The organism is Paenibacillus sp. NPDC057967, assembly GCF_042887015.1.
Lineage (GTDB): Bacteria > Bacillota > Bacilli > Paenibacillales > Paenibacillaceae > Pristimantibacillus.
The window spans coordinates 67,791-86,716 of sequence record NZ_JBHVQB010000013.1; the positions used below are offsets into that span (position 1 = coordinate 67,791).

An 18,926-nucleotide genomic window follows, 5' to 3' on the forward strand; every position below is an offset into this window, starting at 1 on the left:
GCGGTCATTGGAGCCGCAAGGACGGAAAAGAGGTAGGGTTTCCGTTGTTTTGGGATACAACTAACACAGCTTGGCTTACATGTTGTTTGCAATTTGCAAGGGGATGTCACGTGCTGCTTTATTAGGAAGCGGACTGGTTAAATATAAATTATAAGGGCTGTCCAGCCAGCGACGCTTATCGTTGCCGGCAGGACAGCCCTGTCCAATTTCATGCACTTTATTGCACTTTGACAGTGAATGGAACGATAAAGGTTTCTCCCTCCCGTTGGAACTGCCCCCATATCCGGTACAGTCCTTCATCCGGAAAGCTGGTGACAAATCTGGCTTCCGGTCCGCTTCCGCGCTCATTCACAGGATGTACATGCAAATATTGCTCCAGATCCTCGCTAATGATGACCACGTGGCCGATTGCGCCCAGATAAGGCTGAAGATCAGTCAAAGGAACGCCAGTCTTTGGGTGCCGAAAATCAAAGACCAGCTCCGTTTCTTGTCCAGCCGCAAGTTCAGTTATTGCAAGTTCGACAACAGCTTTATCCGTTGACTTGATCCGCTCCTGATCGGCAATTAACCGTTCAAGCGTATACTCCCCGCTAACATGGAGTGTGGTGGACACCGTTGTATGGGCATAACCGGCAGGCTGGAAGTCAGCAAACAGCTTATACTTTCCTCCTGCTGGAAGAACGATATATTGTCTGAATAAGCCATTGCCCGCGTATTCGGGATGCACATGATCGAAGTAGCCGAGGTCTTCGCTAACGATAATCAAATGCAGCTTTCGCTCATGGTTGTCTTCGAACTTCTGGAGCGGCTCTCCCTCTGCATCGGCAATCTGCAAGTCAATTCCGATGGCTTGTCCAGCCACTGCTTCGCCAGGCTGAAAGCTCCACTCCGCATATAGCTGGCGATCTTCCGCTTCGTCGCTATGATGACCATGGTGATGCTCAGCCTGATCTGACCCAGGCTGTTTGCTTTTCTCGATTGTCCCGTGATGATGCTCATGTCCTTGATCTGACGCAATAATCGTCTGATTGTGACTGCTATAAGCTGCTCCTTGAACGCGATCGGCACTGAAGGCTCCCAGCGTTCCCGCCAAAATAAAAGCGAGGACCGCCACATAAGATTGGCGATCCCTTATCATCTTCTTTATTGTCATAGATGCTGCATACTCCCTCTAGTTAGACGACGTCGTAGCCCTGGTCTTCGATGGCTTCTTTAATTGCATCCAGGCTCAACTTCGACTCATCGTACTCAACTGTAACGTTCTTGCTAGCCAAATCCACTTTACCGCTTGCGCCTTTCTGAGATAACGCCTTCTCAATCGCGCTCACGCAATGTCCGCAGCTCATGCCTTCTACTTTCAATACTGTGTTTGCCATTATAGGATACCCTCTTTCTTATTTCATTAGTTTATTAATTGTAACTAGCAGTTCTTCAAGCACTTCCTGTTCACCCGCTTGAACCCGTTCGACAACGCAGCTCTTCATATGGCCTTCAAGCAGCAGCTTGGCCACGCTTCCCAAAGCGGACTGTGCAGCAGCGATCTGCGTCAGGACATCGTCGCAATAGGTGTCCTTTTCGATCATGCCCTTAATGCCGCGAATCTGTCCTTCGATCCGATTGAGTCTGGCGTTTAAGCCTTGCTTCATTTTATCGGAATGATGGCTCTTGCGCTCTTCCCCATGGGAGTGGCCACAGCCTTCTATTGCAATAGCCTCATCGATTTCTTCCATCCACGATACCTCCATAGGGTATTTTTCTTACACCTTTATCTTATCATACCCCTATAGGGTATGCAAATCTTTTTTTCGCACAGAAAATGGTACTATGACAAAGGTTCCGATTATGCTACGATCCAGATAATGGAGACGCACTCCTCTAGTATGTACACTTAGGCTGCTCTGCAGTCGCTTAACCTTATGATGACACGGGCATAACAACTTGCAAGCTATATTCATTACAGGTTCTTAAGGAACCAACTTTCTAACAGAGAGGAAGTGCTCTTATCCAACACACCATCAACTTTGCCCATCGGGGAGCAAGCGCTTATTGCCCGGAAAATACGATGGCCGCATTCCGCCATGCTATCGAGCTGGGCGCAACCGGTATTGAAACAGACGTCCAGCGCACGAAGGATGGACGACTCGTACTGATTCATGACGAATCATTGAAGCGCACAACAGGAGACGGCCGGCTGGTCAAGGATGTCGATTATAACGAACTGGCCGGTCTGGATGCCGGCAGCTGGTTCTCTGATTCTTATGCGGGCGAGCGAGTCCCTCTGCTGGACGAGCTGCTGGAGCTGGTGAAGAATACAGGACTGGTTATTAATCTGGAGCTCAAAAACGGTGTTGTCCCTTATAAAGGGATCGAAGCAGAAGTCATCGCTATGGTTCAGGAGCATGGCCTGGGCGATCGCATCATTCTATCAAGCTTCAATCACTATTCACTTGTATTATGCAAGAAGATAGCATCGGATATCAAGACGGGTATTCTCTATATGGAAGGACTGTATCAGCCATGGGAATACGCCAAGTCGATTCAGGCGAACGCTCTTCATGCCTACAAATTCGCAGTCCTGCCCGAATGGGTGCAGGAAGCCGCAGAGCATGGCATCGCTTATCATCCGTTCACCGTTAACGATGAAAATGAATTGGAGCGCCTGCTTGCCTTCGGAGTGTCTGGTATCATTACGGATTACCCGGATCGGCTGGATGCCATGATGAGACGAAGCGAGAGGAGCTAGCGCAGAATGAAAAAAACTTGGCTGCTTGGCTTAGGTATTTTCAGTATTAGCATTACATGGGCGTTGTACAACGCTTTTGTCCCGTTTTTCCTGGAAGAGTATATCTCAAGTCTAGCCTTGATCGGCTTCATGATGACGCTGGACAATTATTTTGCCATCTTCTTGCAGCCGATTATCGGCCGCAAGAGCGACAGCACCGACACGCGGTTCGGCAAGCGAATGCCGTTCCTTATCATCGGCATCCCGCTCGCTGCCGTATTCGGCGCGCTTATTCCATGGCACAACAGCCTGGTCATGCTGGTCGCCTTCATGATGCTGATGAATCTGTCCATGAGCTTATACCGCTCGCCTACGGTAGCGCTTATGCCGGATATTACCCCACCGTATAAGCGGTCGCAAGCGAGCGGCATTATTAACTTTATGGGCGGAGTAGGGTCGGTGCTCGCTTTCGCGGGCGGGGCTTATCTGTACAAGCAGCATAGCTCGCTGCCGTTCCTCTCTTCTTCTCTCTTGTCCTTGCTTTGTCTGGTTATCCTGCTCTGGGTGATTCGGGAGAAGAGAGACGCCCTTTCCTATCAGCCTGCGGAGCCGTTGGGAAAAACCTCGTTCCGGGGTGAATGGAACCGGCCAACTGTTATGCTGTTTTTCGCCCTCTTCTTCTGGTATTTCTCCTACCAAGGAGTGGAAGCACTCTTCTCTCTCTATGGGAAAAATCATCTCGGCATGACCAAGGACGAAGCAGTTCTCTCGCTTGCCTTCTTCTCGCTCTCCTTCGTTATAGCAGCTATCCCTGCAGGGCTGCTCGGCAAGCGATTCGGCAATAAACTTGTCATTATGGTCGGAATTATTGGGCTCATCGCTACATTCGGGTTCATTACACTGGTCGATTCCGTGCTGGCTTTGCGCATTTTGCTGATCTTCGGGGGTATCTTCTGGGCTTGCATCAACATTAATGCCTATCCTTTCATCGTGGCGCTTGGCAAAGAAAGCAGCATCGGGACCCGCACAGGCATCTATTACCTCGCTACCTCTCTTGCAGCCGTTTCCTCTCCGCCGCTAATGGGATCGCTTATCGATTGGTTCAGTTACTCCGCACTGTTCTATATCGCAGCCGGCGGCATGGTCTTTGCCCTGCTGTTCCTGCTCGGTGTGAAGGATGATGGCATAGCCAAGTCGCCTCCGTCAGAGACAACAGCTAACGCAGTCTAACCTATACGAACAAATAAGGGTTGCCTAGAACGGTCATGGAAGACCGATCAAGACAACCCTTAATCATTAGTGAATGCTGTTTTTACTGAAGTTGCCGCCCATTACATCGGATACATGCTCAACCGCGATAAACGCATTTTCGTCAACGGATTGCACGATTCCTTTCAGCTTGGCCAGCTCGAGACGAGATACGACACAATAGATAACCTTCGTATCCTCGCCGGAATATCCGCCTGTCGCTTGCAGCAGCGTCGTGCTGCGGCCAAGGCGATCGACGATGGATTGGGAGATTTCCTCGTATTCCTTCGAAATGATCGTCACCGACTTCGACTCCTCCAGACCTTCTACGACGATATCAATAACTTTAATCGCTATGTAGTAGGTGACCATGGAATACATGGCGGATGACCACTCGAATACAAATCCCGCAACAAGAAAGATGATGACATTGAATAACATAATGACTTGACCTACGGCCATCCGAAGCTTCTTCGAAATCAGGATGGAGACGACCTCAATTCCGTCCAGCGCGCCTCCATAACGTATAACGAGACCCACACCGGCACCCAGAATCATTCCGCCGAACAATACGGCAAGCAGCTTGTCATCCGGGAAGGCTTCCACATGATGCAGCATCGCCGTCGTCAGCGACATGACCGTAATGCCGTACAGTGTCGAGATGGCAAAGGTTTTGCCCAACTGCTTATAACCTAAGATTAGAAAAGGCACGTTGATTATAAACAAATACAAGCTCAGCGGCAGAGGCGTAAGGGCAGACAGCATGATTGACACGCCCGCAATGCCCCCGTCAATTATATCGAATGGAACCAGAAACAATTCTAACGCTACACCCATCATAACGGAGCCAATGGTTATGAAAATAAATCGTTTCACAATCTCCGCCATGGATAACTTTTTATGCTCTTTTATACTCGCCAATGGTGGCGCACCTCCATATCCTTGCGGCCCGGTCGATCCCATTCGATAACGCTATGCCTGAACGGCAGATTAATCGATGTATCCGGCTAAGCCCTTCTCCATAAAATAGTCCATCTCGCATTCTAAAATTTCTTCTACCTGAGGTTCTTCTAGCTGTACATCACGCTTGCTTACAATATAATCCGTCAGATCATCGATATCGATATCTACCTCGCCGTTCTTATCCGCTTTGGCATTCCCGATAAAGGCCTTTTCGTAACGCAGTACAAGTTCAATATATTTCCGCTCAACCTTGATGCGTTCCGCTATATAGGCAATCAATTCCTGCTCATTCACCTGTTCGCTCATGTCCACCCTCTCCTATCAGAATCCTCTTACTACTTAACCATTTTTTTATTATACACCCGAAAAGGCCTATTGCGCACCCTCCATATCATGACCGAATTTCATAGTCTCCATAACGGACTTTCGATTATTGCATATTGAATCTGCCCGAATGCGGGTCTGCGGACCAAAAAAGCCCTCTGCGTCTTATCGACTACAGAAGGCTTCCAGCACTAGGAGAGCAGGTTCACGATATCCTTTTCAATCTTGGCCGGCTCATCCGCCGAACCGTACCGCTTCACAACTCTCCCATCCCGGTCGACCAAAAACTTTGTGAAATTCCACTTGATCGCCTTTGATCCGAATACGCCGCGAGCCTCATTGGTCAGATGCTTGAATAAAGGATGCGCATCGCCGCCATTCACATTGATCTTGGAATAGAGCGGGAAGTTGACGCCAAAGTTCAATTCACAGGTTTGCGCGACTTCGCTGTCGGTCCCCTTCTCCTGATTGCCGAATTGCGAGCTAGGGAAACCAAGAACAGCGAAGCCTTGATCCTTATAATCATCATGCAGCTTCTGCAGGCCTTTGAACTGAGGTGCAAATCCGCATCCGGTCGCTGTATTCACAATAAGCATGACTTTGCCCTCATAAGGCGCTAACGTCTGCTGCTCGCCTCGAATCGACTTCACTTCAAAATCGTAAATGGACATATCCTATTCCTCCCTAACCGAATATCGATGATTTAATTAAATTGTATCCAATTTATTGGCCGCCGTCAATCTTTTCCGCCAGCGCACCAAAAAATCCCGACAGTCCTGTCGGGATTTACTATTATTTTAACCGTTTATTACCGTCGACCGAATGCCGCTCCGGCAAGTCCAATCAGCACGCCCAGCACCGCACCTGCCGCTACCTCTCCCGGCTGATGGCCCAGCGTCTCCTTCAGCTGTTCTTTGCGCCGCTTATGATAGATGCCGGGATGATGGCCCGCCAGCTTCTCTACATCGGCATCCAGATCATTAACTTGAATCGCGATTTCACCCGCATGACGGCGGATATTCATTGCATCATACATCACAATAATGCCTAACATAGAAGCAATGGCGAACTCAGGTGTTCGAATGCCGTGCTTGGATGCGGTATAGGCTGCCAGTGCGGCTACGCCGCTAGAGTGAGAGCTCGGCATTCCGCCGGAGCCGACGATCTTACGTACATCCCATTTCCCCGTTTTGCTGTAATGCCAAGGCAGCTTCAATAATTGCGCCGCTCCGACGGCTGCGAGAGCCGTCGTCAATCCTCGGTTGGACATGACCCCAATTACCTCCCGTTATAATGTCCATGTCAGTGTTCCCTGAAGTGATTACCTCCATTCGATCATAAGCGACACAGCTTATCCCGCTTGGTTTTTCACAGATTTGATTTCGCACGATACAACAAGGGCTGCTCCATTAGGTACGAAACCTATTGAAGCAGCCCTCATATGTTCAACTATTGTTATTTAATCGCTGCATTGATTTCATTCGCCATCTCGGCTACGGAGATCAGACCGCCGCCGGACAGGTACCAGAACTCAGGGTCCAGATACACGATGTTGCCTTCTTTGAAAGCTGTCGTGTTTTTCACCAAATCATTTTCAACCGTTTCTTTCGCGCCAGCTTCGCCGGCAATTGCTGCATTACGGTCTACGACGAACAGGTAATCCGGATTTTTCTCGGAAATGAACTCGAAGGAGATTTCATCGCCATGTGTGCTTACTTTAATGGATGGATCAACTGCGGCTACGCCAAAGACGTCATGGATGATGCCGAAGCGCGAGCCCGGACCATACGCGCTGATCTTGCCTTCGTTCGACAAGATGATCAGGCCGTTTTTGCCTGCAGCCGTTGCTTTGTCGTTTACAGCTTTCACTGTAGCATCAATGTCAGCCAGAGCCGCTTCAGCCTCGGCTTGCTTGCCGAAGATTTCAGCCAGCGTGTGTACGTTGGACTTGAACGATTCCATATAGTTCGACGTGTCTACGCCCATGTAGATCGTAGGAGCAATATCGCTCAGCTCTTCATAAGCGTCGGATTGACGACCGGAAATAATGATCAGGTCAGGGGAAATGCCATGAATCGTCTCGAAGTCAGGTTCTTTCAGCGAACCGGCATTTACATATTTCGAATCTTTATATTTTTCCAGATAGGAAGGAACGCCTGCTTGCGGAAGCGAAGCAACTTCAACGCCCAGCTTATCCAGCGTATCCAATGTACCGTAGTCGAATACAACCACTTTCGACGGACTCGCTTTCACCGTTGTTTCACCCAATTGATGTTTGACGACAATATCAGAAGCCGGAGCTTCTGCCGACGGGGATGGCGACGGCGAGCTGGAAGCATTGCCTCCTGTGTTTTTGCCGCCGTTATTGCCTCCGCATGCAGCAAGAGCCATAGCGAATACAAGCAGAATTGCGATTAGACCAAACCTTTTTTTCATCATGTTCACTCCTATTTATTCATCTTTATTTGAAATAGACGCCGATTCGGTTGCCGTTGACCAGCTCGATCGGAATGTCCATATCATAAATATCTTCTAATACGGCGTTGTCGATAATCGTTTCCGTAGGACCTTCCTTCACAACCTTGCCGTCCTTCAAAGCGACGATGTAATCGGAGTAGCAGGAAGCAAAGTTGATATCGTGAATGACGATGATCACCGTCTTGCCAAGCTCTTCGGCCAGCCTGCGCAGCACTTTCATAATTTGGACCGAATGCTTCATATCCAGATTGTTAAGCGGTTCGTCAAGAAGAATGTATTCGGTATTCTGCGCGATGACCATCGCGATGAAAGCACGCTGGTTTTGACCGCCGCTAAGCTGGTCCAAATACCTGTATTGCAGCTCCGTCAGATCCATATATGCGATCGCTTCATCAACCTTCTCCCAATCTTCCTTCTTCAGCTTCCCTTGCGAATAGGGGAAACGGCCGAAGCTGACCAGTTCTCTTACCGTCAGACGCAAATTCACCGTATTGGATTGTTTGAGGATAGAGATTTTTTTGGCAAGCTCGGTGCTTTTCCACTCCGAGATGTCCTTCCCGTCAATAAGCACCTTCCCGCTATCCTTTTGAAGCAGGCGGCTGATCATCGAGAGCAGCGTGCTCTTCCCCGCTCCGTTCGGACCGATAAAGGACGTGACGCTCCCTTGCCTGATCTTGAGCGATACTTTCTCGACTACCGGCTTGCCGGCGTAGGATTTGGATACCTCTTGAACCTCAATCATGATTTACTCTCCCTTAGAAGCAGATATAAGAAGTAAATTCCGCCGATAAAGTTGATAATGACGCTGACCGTCGTCTCGAAGGTAAAGACACGCTCGACAATCATCTGGCCTCCGACCAATGCGATAATGCTGATCAACATCGTGCTTGGCACAAGAATGCTGTGCCGGTAGGTTTTCATGAACTGATAGCCTACGTTGACAACAAGAAGGCCAAGGAATGTAATAGGGCCGACCAGCGCAGTCGATACTGCAATCAGAATGGCAACGATAACAAGCAGGTTCATCACCACGAAGTTGTACGGAATGCCGAGATTAACCGCATGCTCTCTGCCCAGCGACATCGCATCCAGATATTTCGAAAACCTTAGGGCATACAGAGCAACAAGCGCCAGGAGAATGATGGACAACACCAGCAAGTCGGAATTGACATTATTGAAGCTGGCGAACATCTTGCCTTGCACAACCAGGAAATCATTAGGGTCAATCAATACCTGCATGAAGGTGGTCATACTGCCGAACATCGTGCCCATGACAAGCCCGATCAGCAGCAGGAAAAACAAATTGCTGCGGCCTTCCCTTTTAAAGATCAACTTATAAAGGATGCCGACAAAAATCAGCATGATACCGACTGTAAATCCAAAGTTGAGCATTTTGTTCGTGCTAGGCAGACTGACGACGCCAAAGGCAAAAATAACGACGGTCTGGATAAGCATGTATAAAGAATCCAAGCCGATAACGTTCGGGGTCAATATCCGGTTATTCGTAATCGTCTGGAAAATTAATGTGGCATAAGCAATTGCGCCGCCAGTAAGCGTAATCGCAAGTACCTTCTTGATTCTGCGTTCCAGTGCGTAATCCCAGTTATGCGGCAGATCTACGAACAAGAAGGCGGCAATGACGCCAAGGGCCAAAGCGGCGAGCAATGTCAGTTTAAGCTTCATAGGCTCTTCTCCTCATCAGCAGATACAGGAATACGATACTTCCGATCACGCCGACAGTAAGCCCGATTGGTATTTCGTATGGATAGATGATCAGCCTGCCCACGATATCGCATACCAGCAAAAATACCGCCCCGAGTAAAGCTGTATGTACCAGGCTTTTCTTCAGATTGTCCCCTACATAAAGCGTTACGATATTCGGAATAATGAGGCCAAGGAACGGAATGATGCCGATCGTCAGAATGACGACAACCGATACCAGCGCCACGATAATGAGACCGACGTTGACCACGAATTTGTGATTGAGGCCCAGATTGACCGAAAACTCTTCCCCCATACCCGCAATTGTAAATTTGTTCGCGTACAGATAGGCGAAGATCAGCAGCGGAATGCTGATATACAAGAGCTCGTAGCGGCCTGTCATCATCGCCGACGTACTGCCTTGAAGCCAAGACGTCACATTCTGGATCATATCGTTTTTGTATGCAAAAAAAGTGGTGATCGAATTAATAATGCCGCCGAACATTAAGCCGACCAGCGGAATAAAAATGGTATCCTTGAATTTGATCCGGTCCAGAAACTTCATGAACACATAAGTGCCTGCCAGCGCAAAAGCAAAAGCGATCAGCATCTTCTGCATCGTCGTCGCAGAGGCGAAAACAAGAAGCGCCACCAATATCCCCAGCTTCGCAGCATCATCCGTGCCCGATGTTGTAGGCGATACGAATTTGTTGCGGCTAAGCTGCTGCATGATGAGACCGGCGATACTCATGCTAATCCCTGCAATAAGAAGACTGACCAGCCTTGGAATCCGGCTGATGGTGAACACCTGCCACTGCTTCTCCGTCATGCTGAACAGGTCTGTGATGGATAGATTTTCTGCTCCGATAAATAGCGATGTGACCGACAAGAGCACAAGCGCTGTGACTAACATCCATACTTTCATGTCTTATCCTCAGATCTGTCATCCGTTTATGAAATAAAATGAGATAGTGATTATCACGCTTAGTCATAAAAATAAGCTTCCGATAATCTCCGCTCACATGCGGTGATAATGATTATCATAAGCACAAAGCTATTATGCCATGCACCATTCCATACGTCAACCTTTTAGCGATAATAATTCTCAGTCTTAGCAAAATGGCTCCCTAATATGACAGAAAAGTGAACAATGGCTACTTGTTATTTCCAATTAGCCCTAGTCGGCAGCGCAGCGCATGAGATGAGGCGCTTTACGCCATTCTAACAAGAAGGAGGTGAATGCTCTTATGTCCACATCCAAAAACCGCAGAGAAAATGCTTGGCACCAGCGCAAGCACCAACAGCGTCCATCGCATGGGAAAGTCAAATCATTCGAGGAGTTAAGCGAGGAAGGCACTTCATCTAAATCCTAAACAAAAAAGCGGGCTCGCATACGGAAATCCGTTGCTTGCCCGCCATATATATCCCGCCGTTCAACCTTTAAGCGACGACCATTTTCACTTCTTCATACTTTTCGTCAAAGGAGATGCGAAGCTCCTTGTTCTCTACATACCAGACATTATCCTCTTCCATGTAAAAGAAGATACCCTCTACCTGCTGGCTAAGAACCGCATTTCTGGGTTCATCCTTCGTGATGCCAAGCGACAATCCTGGGTGCACGCTTCCGCAGCCTCCCAGCCGTACGAAGATACGTACACTATCCCCTTCGCTTAAATCCATCTGCTCTTTGTACCAACGTGCCGCATTCTGTTCCACAATCAGGTTCATCGCGTGCCAGCTCCTTTCATTCTGTCAGGATGCGCGCGGCATCCTTATTCCTCCATTATAACGCGAGATGCTTGTCTCTATCACGTTACATTTTACGGAATAATGACGTTTGCTAGCAGCTAGTCGCGTGCAGGCGCTCGCTTGAGAAGGACAACAGAAGCCGCCAGCAAAGCGGCAATCGCAATCAGTGAGGTTATGATCGCCCACCACGACGCAGGCTCCATCTGAAGCCAGCCCGAACTTGTCGCAGCCTGATAGGCCAGTCCAGTCAGAGCTCCCGGGCTCCATGCCATATACTTCGGAATCAAACCTGCCAGCACACTCAGCAGAATGGCTGCCCCAAGCGACGAAAAAGCAGCACCTGCCGCGCTCCGAAGTGCCGTGCTGAACAGTAGTGTCACAGTCAGTACAAAGGAAAACCAAAGGCCGTACAGGATAAAACTAAGCAAGAAAGGAACTACGTCCACATACTCAATTAAAAGCCATGTGTAGTACCATGCCGCCCCATAACCAAGGAGCAGCGATCCCCAAGCGAGCAGCATCATGCTCAGCCACTTGGACAGGATGTAAGAGGCATACGATACAGGTTTGACCAGCACAAGAGCGGACGCTCCGTTATTCCGCTCGCCGGAGACAATGCCCATGCAAGCCAACGCCAGAATCAAGATACCCATTACTCCGAATTGAGACAGCGTATCGGCAAGCACTTGAGAGCCGACGGCAGGGGGAATTTCGATCACCGTGCCTTCAGGCATGTTGCCCGCCTTTTCAATGATTATTGGCATATAGTAACTGAGCACTGGCTGCATAATACCGAGTACGGCAAAGACGATTGGCACCCATATCAGCTTAAAGCTTCTCAGCAGCTCCAGACATTCCTTGCCCAGCAGAGTCAAGAATATCGCTCCGCCTGAGCTTCGTTTGACGGATTTCAACACTCCCGTTCCGTGTTGTGTCCCGCTGTAAGTTTCGTTCATGCGGTTCATTCGCCCACCACCTTCATAAATAAATCCTCCAGAGACGAATAACCAACCTCAAGTCGGCTGAATGGAACCGAATGCCTTGTCAGTTCCTCTAGCAGTGCCTGCCGCGCCTCGTCCATATGAATGGCGGTCATATGAAGCCGGTTGCCGCGCATCTCCGCTTCACTTAGCCAGCTATAACGTACCTCTCCGTTTAGCGATTTCTCTACGAATGCTCTCGCCCAATCCATCCCTCGCGCATTGTCCTCATCCAGCTTCAGCTCGATAACCGGCTGGCGATGCTGGCTGCGAATCGACGACAGCGACCCTTGCAGGGCCACTTCGCCTGCGCGAATAATGACAACGTCATCGCATAGCTCTTCGGCATCATGCAGCACATGCGTGGAGAACAGAACAGTCATCTCCGACTTCAACTCCTTGAGCAGGCGCAGCACTTCCCGGCGTCCGAGCGGGTCCAGCGCTGATACCGGCTCATCCATGACTAGCAGCTTCGGTTGATGGACAAGCGCCTGCGCTAGTCCTAGCCGTTGCTTCATGCCGCCGGAATATCCGCCCAGCTTCCGCTTGGCTGCATCCGCAAGGCCTACCCGCTCCAGCATCTCAATTGCCCGCTTCTTGGCGTCGGAAGCGCTGAGTCCGCATAGACGGCCGGCATAGACCACATATTCCATGCCGCTCATCCAATTATGAAATGCGGGCATCTGAGGCAGGTAACCTATTAAGTTCCGCCGATCCTCTCCGGGCGCCAGCGAATGGAACCGCACTTCACCTGCCGTAGGAGCAAGCAGCCCTGTCAGCATTCGGATGGTCGTCGTCTTTCCTGCCCCATTGGGACCTAACAGCGCAATACATCTGCCCTCCTGTATGCTGAAATCGATCGATTTCACCGCTTGCATGGTGCCAAATGATTTGGTTAAGCCTTTGACTTGCATCAATTCTGCCATTATGAATTTCTCCTTCCGAACAGGAAGAACGCGATTGGGCCAATCAATTGGCCCAATATGATGATGAGCACCCACATCATCTTCGGACCTCTCGTCTCTTCTGTTTTTACGCAAAGCACAAGCGCAATGATCATTAATAGGAGCTGAAGAAGGATAAGCGGCACAATAAGTCCCATCAGTTGCGATAATTCCAATGTCTCTTTCATCAAACGCACCCCTTTATTTTTTATTTTGTGCAGAAGCCCGCAGCTTGTCCCAGACTCTGAGTCGAACGGTCAGCCAATAGAACAGGAGAGGGAACGGGCATTGAATCAATCCCCATAGCCCCCAAAACCATGGCATACTGCCTCTCTTGCGGGCATCCAGGAAGAGCCAGGTGGATTGTGTAATCATAAGAAGGGCAATGAGCAGCCAGAACAGCACCGAATGCTTCAGTTGTTCTTCCATTGCTTTCTCCCCTTCCACACATGAACGAAGCCGATATAACTGATTGCACTAATCGCCACAAGCAACTGCAGCGCTGCGAACCAGATCCAGTCGCGCTCAAGAATCCAGAGCATGCCCAGCAGAAGCATCGCCGCGATGAGCCAGAATAAAGCCAGATCGCGCCACAGCTTCTTGCGTAGCTCCTGCTTATGGGAAGCGACGAACGACTCGAACGGTCCAAGCTCGGGTTCGCTGCGCTCATACGCATCATCCATCTTTTGAAGCTCCGCTCCGATATGCTCCATGAACCATTGCTGATCCTCGTCATGAGCTTTGTTCTTCTTCATGGCCTGACAACTCCTTCCTGAGCTGTTTCATCCCTGCATGTATTCTCGACTTGACCGTACCCACAGGCGCATCCACCATCTCCGCAATCTCTTCCTGCGAATAACCGTAATAGTACTTCAGCAATACGGCCATCCGGAGCTTCTCATCCAGCTCGCCTATAGCCTGGAGCGCTTCTGGCCAATCGTTCATTCGGCTGAGTGTCTCATATCGAAGCGCCCTTAGCGCGCCTTCCTCTTCGATCCATTTGCGTTCCCTAGCGCTTCTTCTTCCCCGATCGATCGCAAGTCTGGATGCAATGGCAATTAGCCAGGTCGAAAATTTGGACTGCGCCCGGTACGTCCCTATTTTTTCAATCGCCTTCAGCATAGTGTCCTGTGTAATATCCTCCGCCCGGCTCTTATCCATCGTTAATTTAAGGGTGTATTGATAGAGAAAAGAATAGTGCTTGCGCAATAGCTCCGACAACGATCGGGTATCGCCTCTCACGGCTTGCTGTATCAGTCTGGTTTCATCGGTCACCGTGTGCACTCCCTTCCCACCTCCGCCCTTTAGTGATTAGACGACGGAGGTTCTCCATTCGTTCATTTGCTTCTCAAAAAAATATTTCCAATTATACAAAGCCTGTTATACACAGCAAAAAAGCAACGGCGGACATGCAGCGCATATCCTATTCGCCATTGCTTATGCTTGGAATAAGTATCTTTATTATAAGGTTTTGCCGCTTCGGCTATACCAGCTCCATACAGGCTGGACATCGCTATGATCCATTCCTGGCACCTTATAGCTGAAGGGGCTGCCCAGCACATGAACCGAGATTGCAGCGATTCCCTTCCGCCGCTGGGCATCAGACCGCTTCACGGACATCGTGACAATACGCGGCCGGCGGACATAATACGTGATGCGCTGCAGCGTTCGCCTTCTTAATGTCAGCTGACCGTCCTCCAGCAGCAAGCCGGCTGCCTTGTGGCAGCTGATCCGCCACCATAACACAATCGGAATCAGCAGAAGCGACCATGCGCCTATCGCACCAAAGTAGGCAATGCAAGCTCCGGTCAAAACAACCGCAAGCAGCAGCGGAATACGGATGTAATAGATCAACGCCTTCCGCGGCGATGGCGCAAGCTCCCTCGGCTCTGGCAGCTTCATGCCCGGTACGAATTGATCGATGAGCGCTTGGACCTCCGACACTTTAATGAACGGATGCAGCATCAGCTGCTCTTGCTTGTCGGACGATACCACTTGCAGCTTGACTTCCCCGTAGCCCCAAATCTGTCTGAGCCAGCTTTCGTTCACGATAACCGCCTGCACGTTTTTGGGATCGAACAGGATACTCTTCTTTTCCAGCAGCCCGTAGGTAAGTGACAGTTGCTTGCCGTCCCGGCGCATCGTAAAACCGCTGTACTTTAAAATATAAAGCAGGATCGACAGAACCCACGCAAACAAGATGACAAAAATGGCAAGCCCGGCAATAAAGAACGCATTCGACATTTGATTCACAGAGTCTTCCACGACCTGCTCGAAGAAGTGCTCCGGAAAAATCAGGTTCAGAAAGTCATCTGCGAAGGAATAAAGACCTGCGATGAACGCAATCGCAAGGCCGAAATTCAGTGACGTTGCAGCTGCTTGGAAAAGCTTGCCTGCGTCAAGCGTAACGGATGGCCCCGCTTCCTCTTGCCGATTCGCGTTACTTGCAGCTGCTCCAACCGATGGACCAGCTGTGCCTTCGTTTGACATGGACGACAGTGTAACCGATGGCGCTAGTTGCTGATCTACCGCTGCCGAAACAGTTGCAAAATCCTCTTGCCCATCACCCTCATTTCCAACGACCGCAACCTCTCGATCGATAACGTTCTTGGCTTGAACAGCGCCCGCCTCGGAATAACTTCGCAGCAATTGCTTGATACGGTTCGCTTCATCCTTGGACAGCGTCTCCAAAGTGCCGTCCGCCTTGTTATTCCCGCCCGGCGTCTCAATCTTGAGCTGCACGACGCCCAGAATGCGCTGAATAAGCGGCTGCTCGATATTGACGGAATGAATCCGCGTATAATAGATCGTCTTCTCTTGCCGGAAGAACAAACCCGAACGGATAATGATCCGATCCTCCTCCAGCCAGAAGCCGAATTTCTTCCATTGCAAAAACGCAATAAGCGCCATAAGCACAAGAAATCCGCCTACTCCCGCATACCAATACCAGCCCAAATTGGACCAATCCGGTTTGCGGAGCAGCACAATGACCATCACCGGCAGAAAACCTTTAATAACGGATAATACACCAAACAATATGTATGTAGGATGCAACATGCGGCGATCATTCATCGGCTTCTTCCACCCTTGCCAATTGTCCGATTCTCCGTTTCAGCGATTCCGCTTCCTCGCGTTTAATTCCGACGATCTGATGCGTCGTCGCCGCGGTCACAACTGACACAGAAGCAAGCCCGTACTTCCTCATAAGAGGTCCGCTGCCGATCTCGACATGCTGCACACGCACCATCGGCACAAGCACATTGCTAATAAAGATTAAACCCTTCTCAATCTCCAACTCTTCCTCGAACAGCTCATAACGGAATCTGGCATATTTCACCGATGGAATGAGCCAAGTAAACAGCACAAGGGACAATACCAATACACCGGCGCTAATCCATACCGGAATAAGCGTCCAATCCTTCCACAGCGCAATAATCAGATACGCCACGATCAACAGCAAAAAGATGCCATTGCCGATAAGCTCCGATATGCGATATACCTTCAAATAGTCACGATGGAGCCGATTTTTCAATTCACGATTCATACTGGATTCTTCCCTTCTTTAGTCCCCCTCCTATTACACCAATTTTCCATATTAACGTCAACCTGCAATCAGCTCCGCAGCCCCCCTTATTTCCCATTCGAGCGGCTCCATAACGGTGAATGCTCTGGGATAAACCACTTTTGCAATAATGACTACTCCTGGACTTCTTAGTTCTACTTCAAAGTTATAGTGTGGATTCCAATACTGATAGGGAAACGTCTCCTCTGAGTTAATTACATCAAATACCAGCACCTGCACCGGATGGCGGAGGAATGAATTTGGCAGCGGCTTGCCGCTGGCATCCAATTGCAAGTTTCGCTGCAAATATAACGCGGCTTCCCGGGAAGCTGCGGATTCGTCTATCCGTACGATTCCTTCGCTTAATGCCGTCTTATCCACTTGCTGCGCTGCCGCATGTGCCGCGCGGTTGATCGCGCGCTTGCCCTGGGACAACGTCTTCATCGCCATCTCTTCCTCGACCTGCATCAGATGAACCGTAATCCATAGCGACATCATCGCAAGAATAAGAACGAGCTTGTACAAGGATACGCCTCCTTCTGTTACGGAACGTACTCGCTCATTTTCATGCCGAATGCGCTCATCCGCTCATGGGGAGCTACGGGCTGAATACCGATTAGCGAATCAATAACAAATAAATTTTCATACGGATAGCTGATCGTAAGCGAGATGCCCGTTCCTCTCGGAACGGGATGGCTGGCATCAGTAGCCGACGCACCGGAAGTCGTCGCATACTGATAGCGAATATCCTGCTCCCGCAGGCCGAAGCTTGCCAGTCTCCGCATGGAATCCCGCTGCATGGCAGGACTAATATAGCCGTACGTCCCGCTTGCGCCGACCTCCAGCAAATAATCCACCTCTTGCTGAAGCACAGCCTGTCTCACAATAACAACATGCTTATAAATAGGGGAGAACATAATCCAACACAACATGGCGGCGAACAGAATAAATAGCAGCAATTGCTTCAAGGACTCATACCCTTGAGATACTCTCCCATTGCGTCGCCTGTCCGGCTGACGCCCTTATTCAATCCGTCGTCGCCCTCTGCAACGGCTGTATACACAACAACCGCCGTAATGATCAGAAGAAGCGTCATTAGTATCGCTCTCATTCTCCTCGCACCTCCACATTCGTCGCTATGCTGCGCCCACTACGCTCTACGGCAGCAAGGTATTGATTCTCGTATTTGCTGCGTTGCCCTGTGATTGGATTTGGCTTCTTGTACCCGTCGAATCCTGCGCGATAATCGTATTGAACAGAACAACTACAACAACAAGCATCATGACCGTCATCAAAATATTGCGCATCCCTGTCACCTCCTCCCGTTGCTAATCTTGAACTACCCTTGTCGCTTTCGCCTATCCCAACGACTGAAACAACTTCTGCCCTTCTCGTACCCATGGATAAATAAAGACCTGGAACGTATACAAGATTGGAATTCCTGCAATGATGAACAGCACGTAGGATGTCGATTCCTTACGGCTGTCCTTCGCAAGCTCAAGCTTTTCCTTGTAGTCCGATATCCGAATACGGAGCAGTTCATAATACTGGCTGCTCTCATGCTGCCGAATCGCATCGATCGTCTCGACGAAGCTCATCCCGTCATCCGTGCCGACCCTCAGCTTGAATTGCCGTAAGGCAAGGGCGGGATCGTGATACCATTCCGCAAGCAGGCGCTCCATATCTCCGCGCATCGCTTTTGTATAAGGCATGCATCTCATCAGCTTGGCATGGATATTCAGATGGGAATCCGCAAAATAAAGCAATTGATTGCTGACCACATAGATTTCCTTCGTAAATTGCAAGGATCTCATCTTCTGCGCAGCACGCAGCCAAGCCCCGTCCACATACAGCGCTCCCGCAAGCAATAACGGCAAGGCGACCAAAGCCTGCAGCCAGATCGACGTCAGTTCGCTTCGAAGCAATACAAGAGACAGAGTCCCTGTCGCCATCCCTATAGTCATGGCAAGCTGACGAAAGAGCATGTACCATGCGGGATCAAACGTTATGCCGCAACCCGCGAGAAGAAGCTCCCTTTCCTGATAAGCGGCTTGCTCCCTCTTAATGCCGCATAGGCGAAGCAAGCGATCTGGAGGTGCAGAGCTATGCAGCCTCAGAAAGGAAAGTCTCTTCCATCTAAACGAGCGTTCCGGCAGCAGCCTTAGCAGCATATACATCCCCGCTCCTGCGAAGAGGAACTGTCCCAGAATAGCCCCTGCCCCAATCCATCCGGCAATCCAATCGTACAATGCCAT

Annotated in this window: 28 protein-coding genes; 3 read left to right on the top strand and 25 right to left on the bottom strand. The window is 49.8% G+C overall.

Features of this window, described 5'->3' with window-relative positions; genetic code table 11:
- Positions 1–217: 217 nt before the first annotated feature.
- Genes ACFVSO_RS26735 through ACFVSO_RS26745 form a run of 3 tightly spaced genes read right to left on the bottom strand, consistent with a single transcriptional unit; the run spans position 218 to position 1,730 of the window.
- Complete coding sequence (locus ACFVSO_RS26735; RefSeq protein WP_387479780.1) at positions 218–1,153, bottom strand: hypothetical protein; 936 nt, start codon at positions 1,151–1,153, stop codon at positions 218–220.
- 22 nt (positions 1,154–1,175) lie between these two features.
- Positions 1,176–1,376 carry a copper ion binding protein gene (locus tag ACFVSO_RS26740; RefSeq protein ID WP_387479781.1) on the bottom strand — a complete coding sequence of 67 codons (201 nt, stop codon included), beginning with the start codon at positions 1,374–1,376 and terminating at the stop codon, positions 1,176–1,178.
- 18 nt (positions 1,377–1,394) lie between these two features.
- Positions 1,395–1,730 carry a metal-sensitive transcriptional regulator gene (locus tag ACFVSO_RS26745; RefSeq protein WP_387479782.1) on the bottom strand — a complete coding sequence of 112 codons (336 nt, stop codon included), beginning with the start codon at positions 1,728–1,730 and terminating at the stop codon, positions 1,395–1,397.
- 272 nt (positions 1,731–2,002) lie between these two features.
- Here ACFVSO_RS26745 and ACFVSO_RS26750 point away from each other — a divergent pair, with 272 nt between their 5' ends.
- Complete coding sequence (locus ACFVSO_RS26750) at positions 2,003–2,743, top strand: glycerophosphodiester phosphodiesterase (RefSeq protein WP_387479883.1); 741 nt, start codon at positions 2,003–2,005, stop codon at positions 2,741–2,743.
- A gap of 6 nt (positions 2,744–2,749) precedes the next feature.
- Positions 2,750–3,952 carry an MFS transporter gene (locus ACFVSO_RS26755; RefSeq protein WP_387479783.1) on the top strand — a complete coding sequence of 401 codons (1,203 nt, stop codon included), beginning with the start codon at positions 2,750–2,752 and terminating at the stop codon, positions 3,950–3,952.
- A 66-nt stretch (positions 3,953–4,018) separates the two neighbouring features.
- Here the strand turns inward: ACFVSO_RS26755 and ACFVSO_RS26760 are convergent, their stop codons facing one another.
- From ACFVSO_RS26760 to ACFVSO_RS26795, 8 genes are all read right to left on the bottom strand, one after another.
- Entirely contained in the window at positions 4,019–4,933 is a 915-nt protein-coding gene (locus ACFVSO_RS26760; protein ID WP_387479784.1) for a YitT family protein, read from the bottom strand.
- A gap of 27 nt (positions 4,934–4,960) precedes the next feature.
- Positions 4,961–5,239, bottom strand: a complete 279-nt coding sequence (locus tag ACFVSO_RS26765; protein WP_387479785.1) for a hypothetical protein — start codon at positions 5,237–5,239, stop codon at positions 4,961–4,963.
- 209 nt (positions 5,240–5,448) lie between these two features.
- Positions 5,449–5,928 (bottom strand): glutathione peroxidase, encoded by a 480-nt coding sequence (locus tag ACFVSO_RS26770; RefSeq protein WP_387479786.1) that lies wholly within the window; start codon positions 5,926–5,928, stop codon positions 5,449–5,451.
- 137 nt (positions 5,929–6,065) lie between these two features.
- Complete coding sequence (locus tag ACFVSO_RS26775; protein WP_387479787.1) at positions 6,066–6,527, bottom strand: divergent PAP2 family protein; 462 nt, start codon at positions 6,525–6,527, stop codon at positions 6,066–6,068.
- Between the two features lie 185 nt (positions 6,528–6,712).
- Positions 6,713–7,693 carry a siderophore ABC transporter substrate-binding protein gene (locus ACFVSO_RS26780; RefSeq protein WP_387479884.1) on the bottom strand — a complete coding sequence of 327 codons (981 nt, stop codon included), beginning with the start codon at positions 7,691–7,693 and terminating at the stop codon, positions 6,713–6,715.
- A 25-nt stretch (positions 7,694–7,718) separates the two neighbouring features.
- Positions 7,719–8,477 (bottom strand): iron ABC transporter ATP-binding protein, encoded by a 759-nt coding sequence (locus tag ACFVSO_RS26785; protein ID WP_387479788.1) that lies wholly within the window; start codon positions 8,475–8,477, stop codon positions 7,719–7,721.
- Positions 8,474–9,418 (bottom strand): iron chelate uptake ABC transporter family permease subunit, encoded by a 945-nt coding sequence (locus ACFVSO_RS26790; RefSeq protein WP_387479789.1) that lies wholly within the window; start codon positions 9,416–9,418, stop codon positions 8,474–8,476. Before ACFVSO_RS26790 ends, ACFVSO_RS26785 begins: the two co-directional genes overlap by 4 nt.
- Positions 9,408–10,361, bottom strand: a complete 954-nt coding sequence (locus tag ACFVSO_RS26795) for an ABC transporter permease (RefSeq protein WP_387479790.1) — start codon at positions 10,359–10,361, stop codon at positions 9,408–9,410. Before ACFVSO_RS26795 ends, ACFVSO_RS26790 begins: the two co-directional genes overlap by 11 nt.
- Positions 10,362–10,683: 322 nt before the next feature.
- On the opposite strand from ACFVSO_RS26795, the gene ACFVSO_RS26800 reads away from it, so the two are divergent.
- Complete coding sequence (locus ACFVSO_RS26800; RefSeq protein ID WP_387479791.1) at positions 10,684–10,809, top strand: DUF6254 family protein; 126 nt, start codon at positions 10,684–10,686, stop codon at positions 10,807–10,809.
- Between the two features lie 67 nt (positions 10,810–10,876).
- On the opposite strand, the gene ACFVSO_RS26805 is transcribed toward ACFVSO_RS26800, so the two are convergent.
- The 14 genes from ACFVSO_RS26805 to ACFVSO_RS26870 form a co-directional block, all read right to left on the bottom strand.
- Positions 10,877–11,164, bottom strand: a complete 288-nt coding sequence (locus ACFVSO_RS26805; RefSeq protein WP_387479792.1) for a HesB/YadR/YfhF family protein — start codon at positions 11,162–11,164, stop codon at positions 10,877–10,879.
- 119 nt (positions 11,165–11,283) lie between these two features.
- Positions 11,284–12,150: an ABC transporter permease gene (locus ACFVSO_RS26810; RefSeq protein ID WP_387479793.1), complete on the bottom strand. Its 867-nt coding sequence runs from the start codon at positions 12,148–12,150 to the stop codon at positions 11,284–11,286.
- On the bottom strand, positions 12,147–13,091 hold the full coding sequence (locus ACFVSO_RS26815; protein WP_387479794.1) for an ABC transporter ATP-binding protein: 945 nt from the start codon (positions 13,089–13,091) through the stop codon (positions 12,147–12,149). Before ACFVSO_RS26815 ends, ACFVSO_RS26810 begins: the two co-directional genes overlap by 4 nt.
- Entirely contained in the window at positions 13,091–13,297 is a 207-nt protein-coding gene (locus ACFVSO_RS26820) for a PLD nuclease N-terminal domain-containing protein (RefSeq protein WP_387479795.1), read from the bottom strand. Before ACFVSO_RS26820 ends, ACFVSO_RS26815 begins: the two co-directional genes overlap by 1 nt.
- A 13-nt stretch (positions 13,298–13,310) precedes the next feature.
- Positions 13,311–13,538, bottom strand: coding sequence for a sigmaY antisigma factor component (locus tag ACFVSO_RS26825; protein WP_387479796.1), 228 nt, complete (start codon positions 13,536–13,538; stop codon positions 13,311–13,313).
- Entirely contained in the window at positions 13,523–13,864 is a 342-nt protein-coding gene (locus ACFVSO_RS26830) for a YxlC family protein (protein ID WP_387479797.1), read from the bottom strand. Before ACFVSO_RS26830 ends, ACFVSO_RS26825 begins: the two co-directional genes overlap by 16 nt.
- Positions 13,842–14,384: an RNA polymerase sigma factor SigY gene (sigY, locus tag ACFVSO_RS26835; RefSeq protein WP_387479798.1), complete on the bottom strand. Its 543-nt coding sequence runs from the start codon at positions 14,382–14,384 to the stop codon at positions 13,842–13,844. Before sigY ends, ACFVSO_RS26830 begins: the two co-directional genes overlap by 23 nt.
- 186 nt (positions 14,385–14,570) lie before the next feature.
- Entirely contained in the window at positions 14,571–16,181 is a 1,611-nt protein-coding gene (locus tag ACFVSO_RS26840) for a PH domain-containing protein (protein WP_387479799.1), read from the bottom strand.
- A complete protein-coding gene (locus tag ACFVSO_RS26845) occupies positions 16,174–16,653 on the bottom strand; it encodes a PH domain-containing protein (RefSeq protein WP_387479800.1) in 480 nt (159 codons plus the stop codon). Before ACFVSO_RS26845 ends, ACFVSO_RS26840 begins: the two co-directional genes overlap by 8 nt.
- A 57-nt stretch (positions 16,654–16,710) precedes the next feature.
- Positions 16,711–17,196: a hypothetical protein gene (locus ACFVSO_RS26850; RefSeq protein ID WP_387479801.1), complete on the bottom strand. Its 486-nt coding sequence runs from the start codon at positions 17,194–17,196 to the stop codon at positions 16,711–16,713.
- Positions 17,197–17,213: 17 nt separating this feature from the next.
- Positions 17,214–17,639, bottom strand: a complete 426-nt coding sequence (locus tag ACFVSO_RS26855; RefSeq protein WP_387479802.1) for a hypothetical protein — start codon at positions 17,637–17,639, stop codon at positions 17,214–17,216.
- Positions 17,636–17,782 (bottom strand): hypothetical protein, encoded by a 147-nt coding sequence (locus tag ACFVSO_RS26860; RefSeq protein WP_387479803.1) that lies wholly within the window; start codon positions 17,780–17,782, stop codon positions 17,636–17,638. The genes ACFVSO_RS26855 and ACFVSO_RS26860 overlap by 4 nt, the downstream gene beginning before the upstream one ends.
- A 46-nt stretch (positions 17,783–17,828) precedes the next feature.
- Complete coding sequence (locus ACFVSO_RS26865) at positions 17,829–17,978, bottom strand: hypothetical protein (protein WP_387479804.1); 150 nt, start codon at positions 17,976–17,978, stop codon at positions 17,829–17,831.
- 51 nt (positions 17,979–18,029) lie between these two features.
- A complete protein-coding gene (locus ACFVSO_RS26870) occupies positions 18,030–18,926 on the bottom strand; it encodes a hypothetical protein (RefSeq protein ID WP_387479805.1) in 897 nt (298 codons plus the stop codon).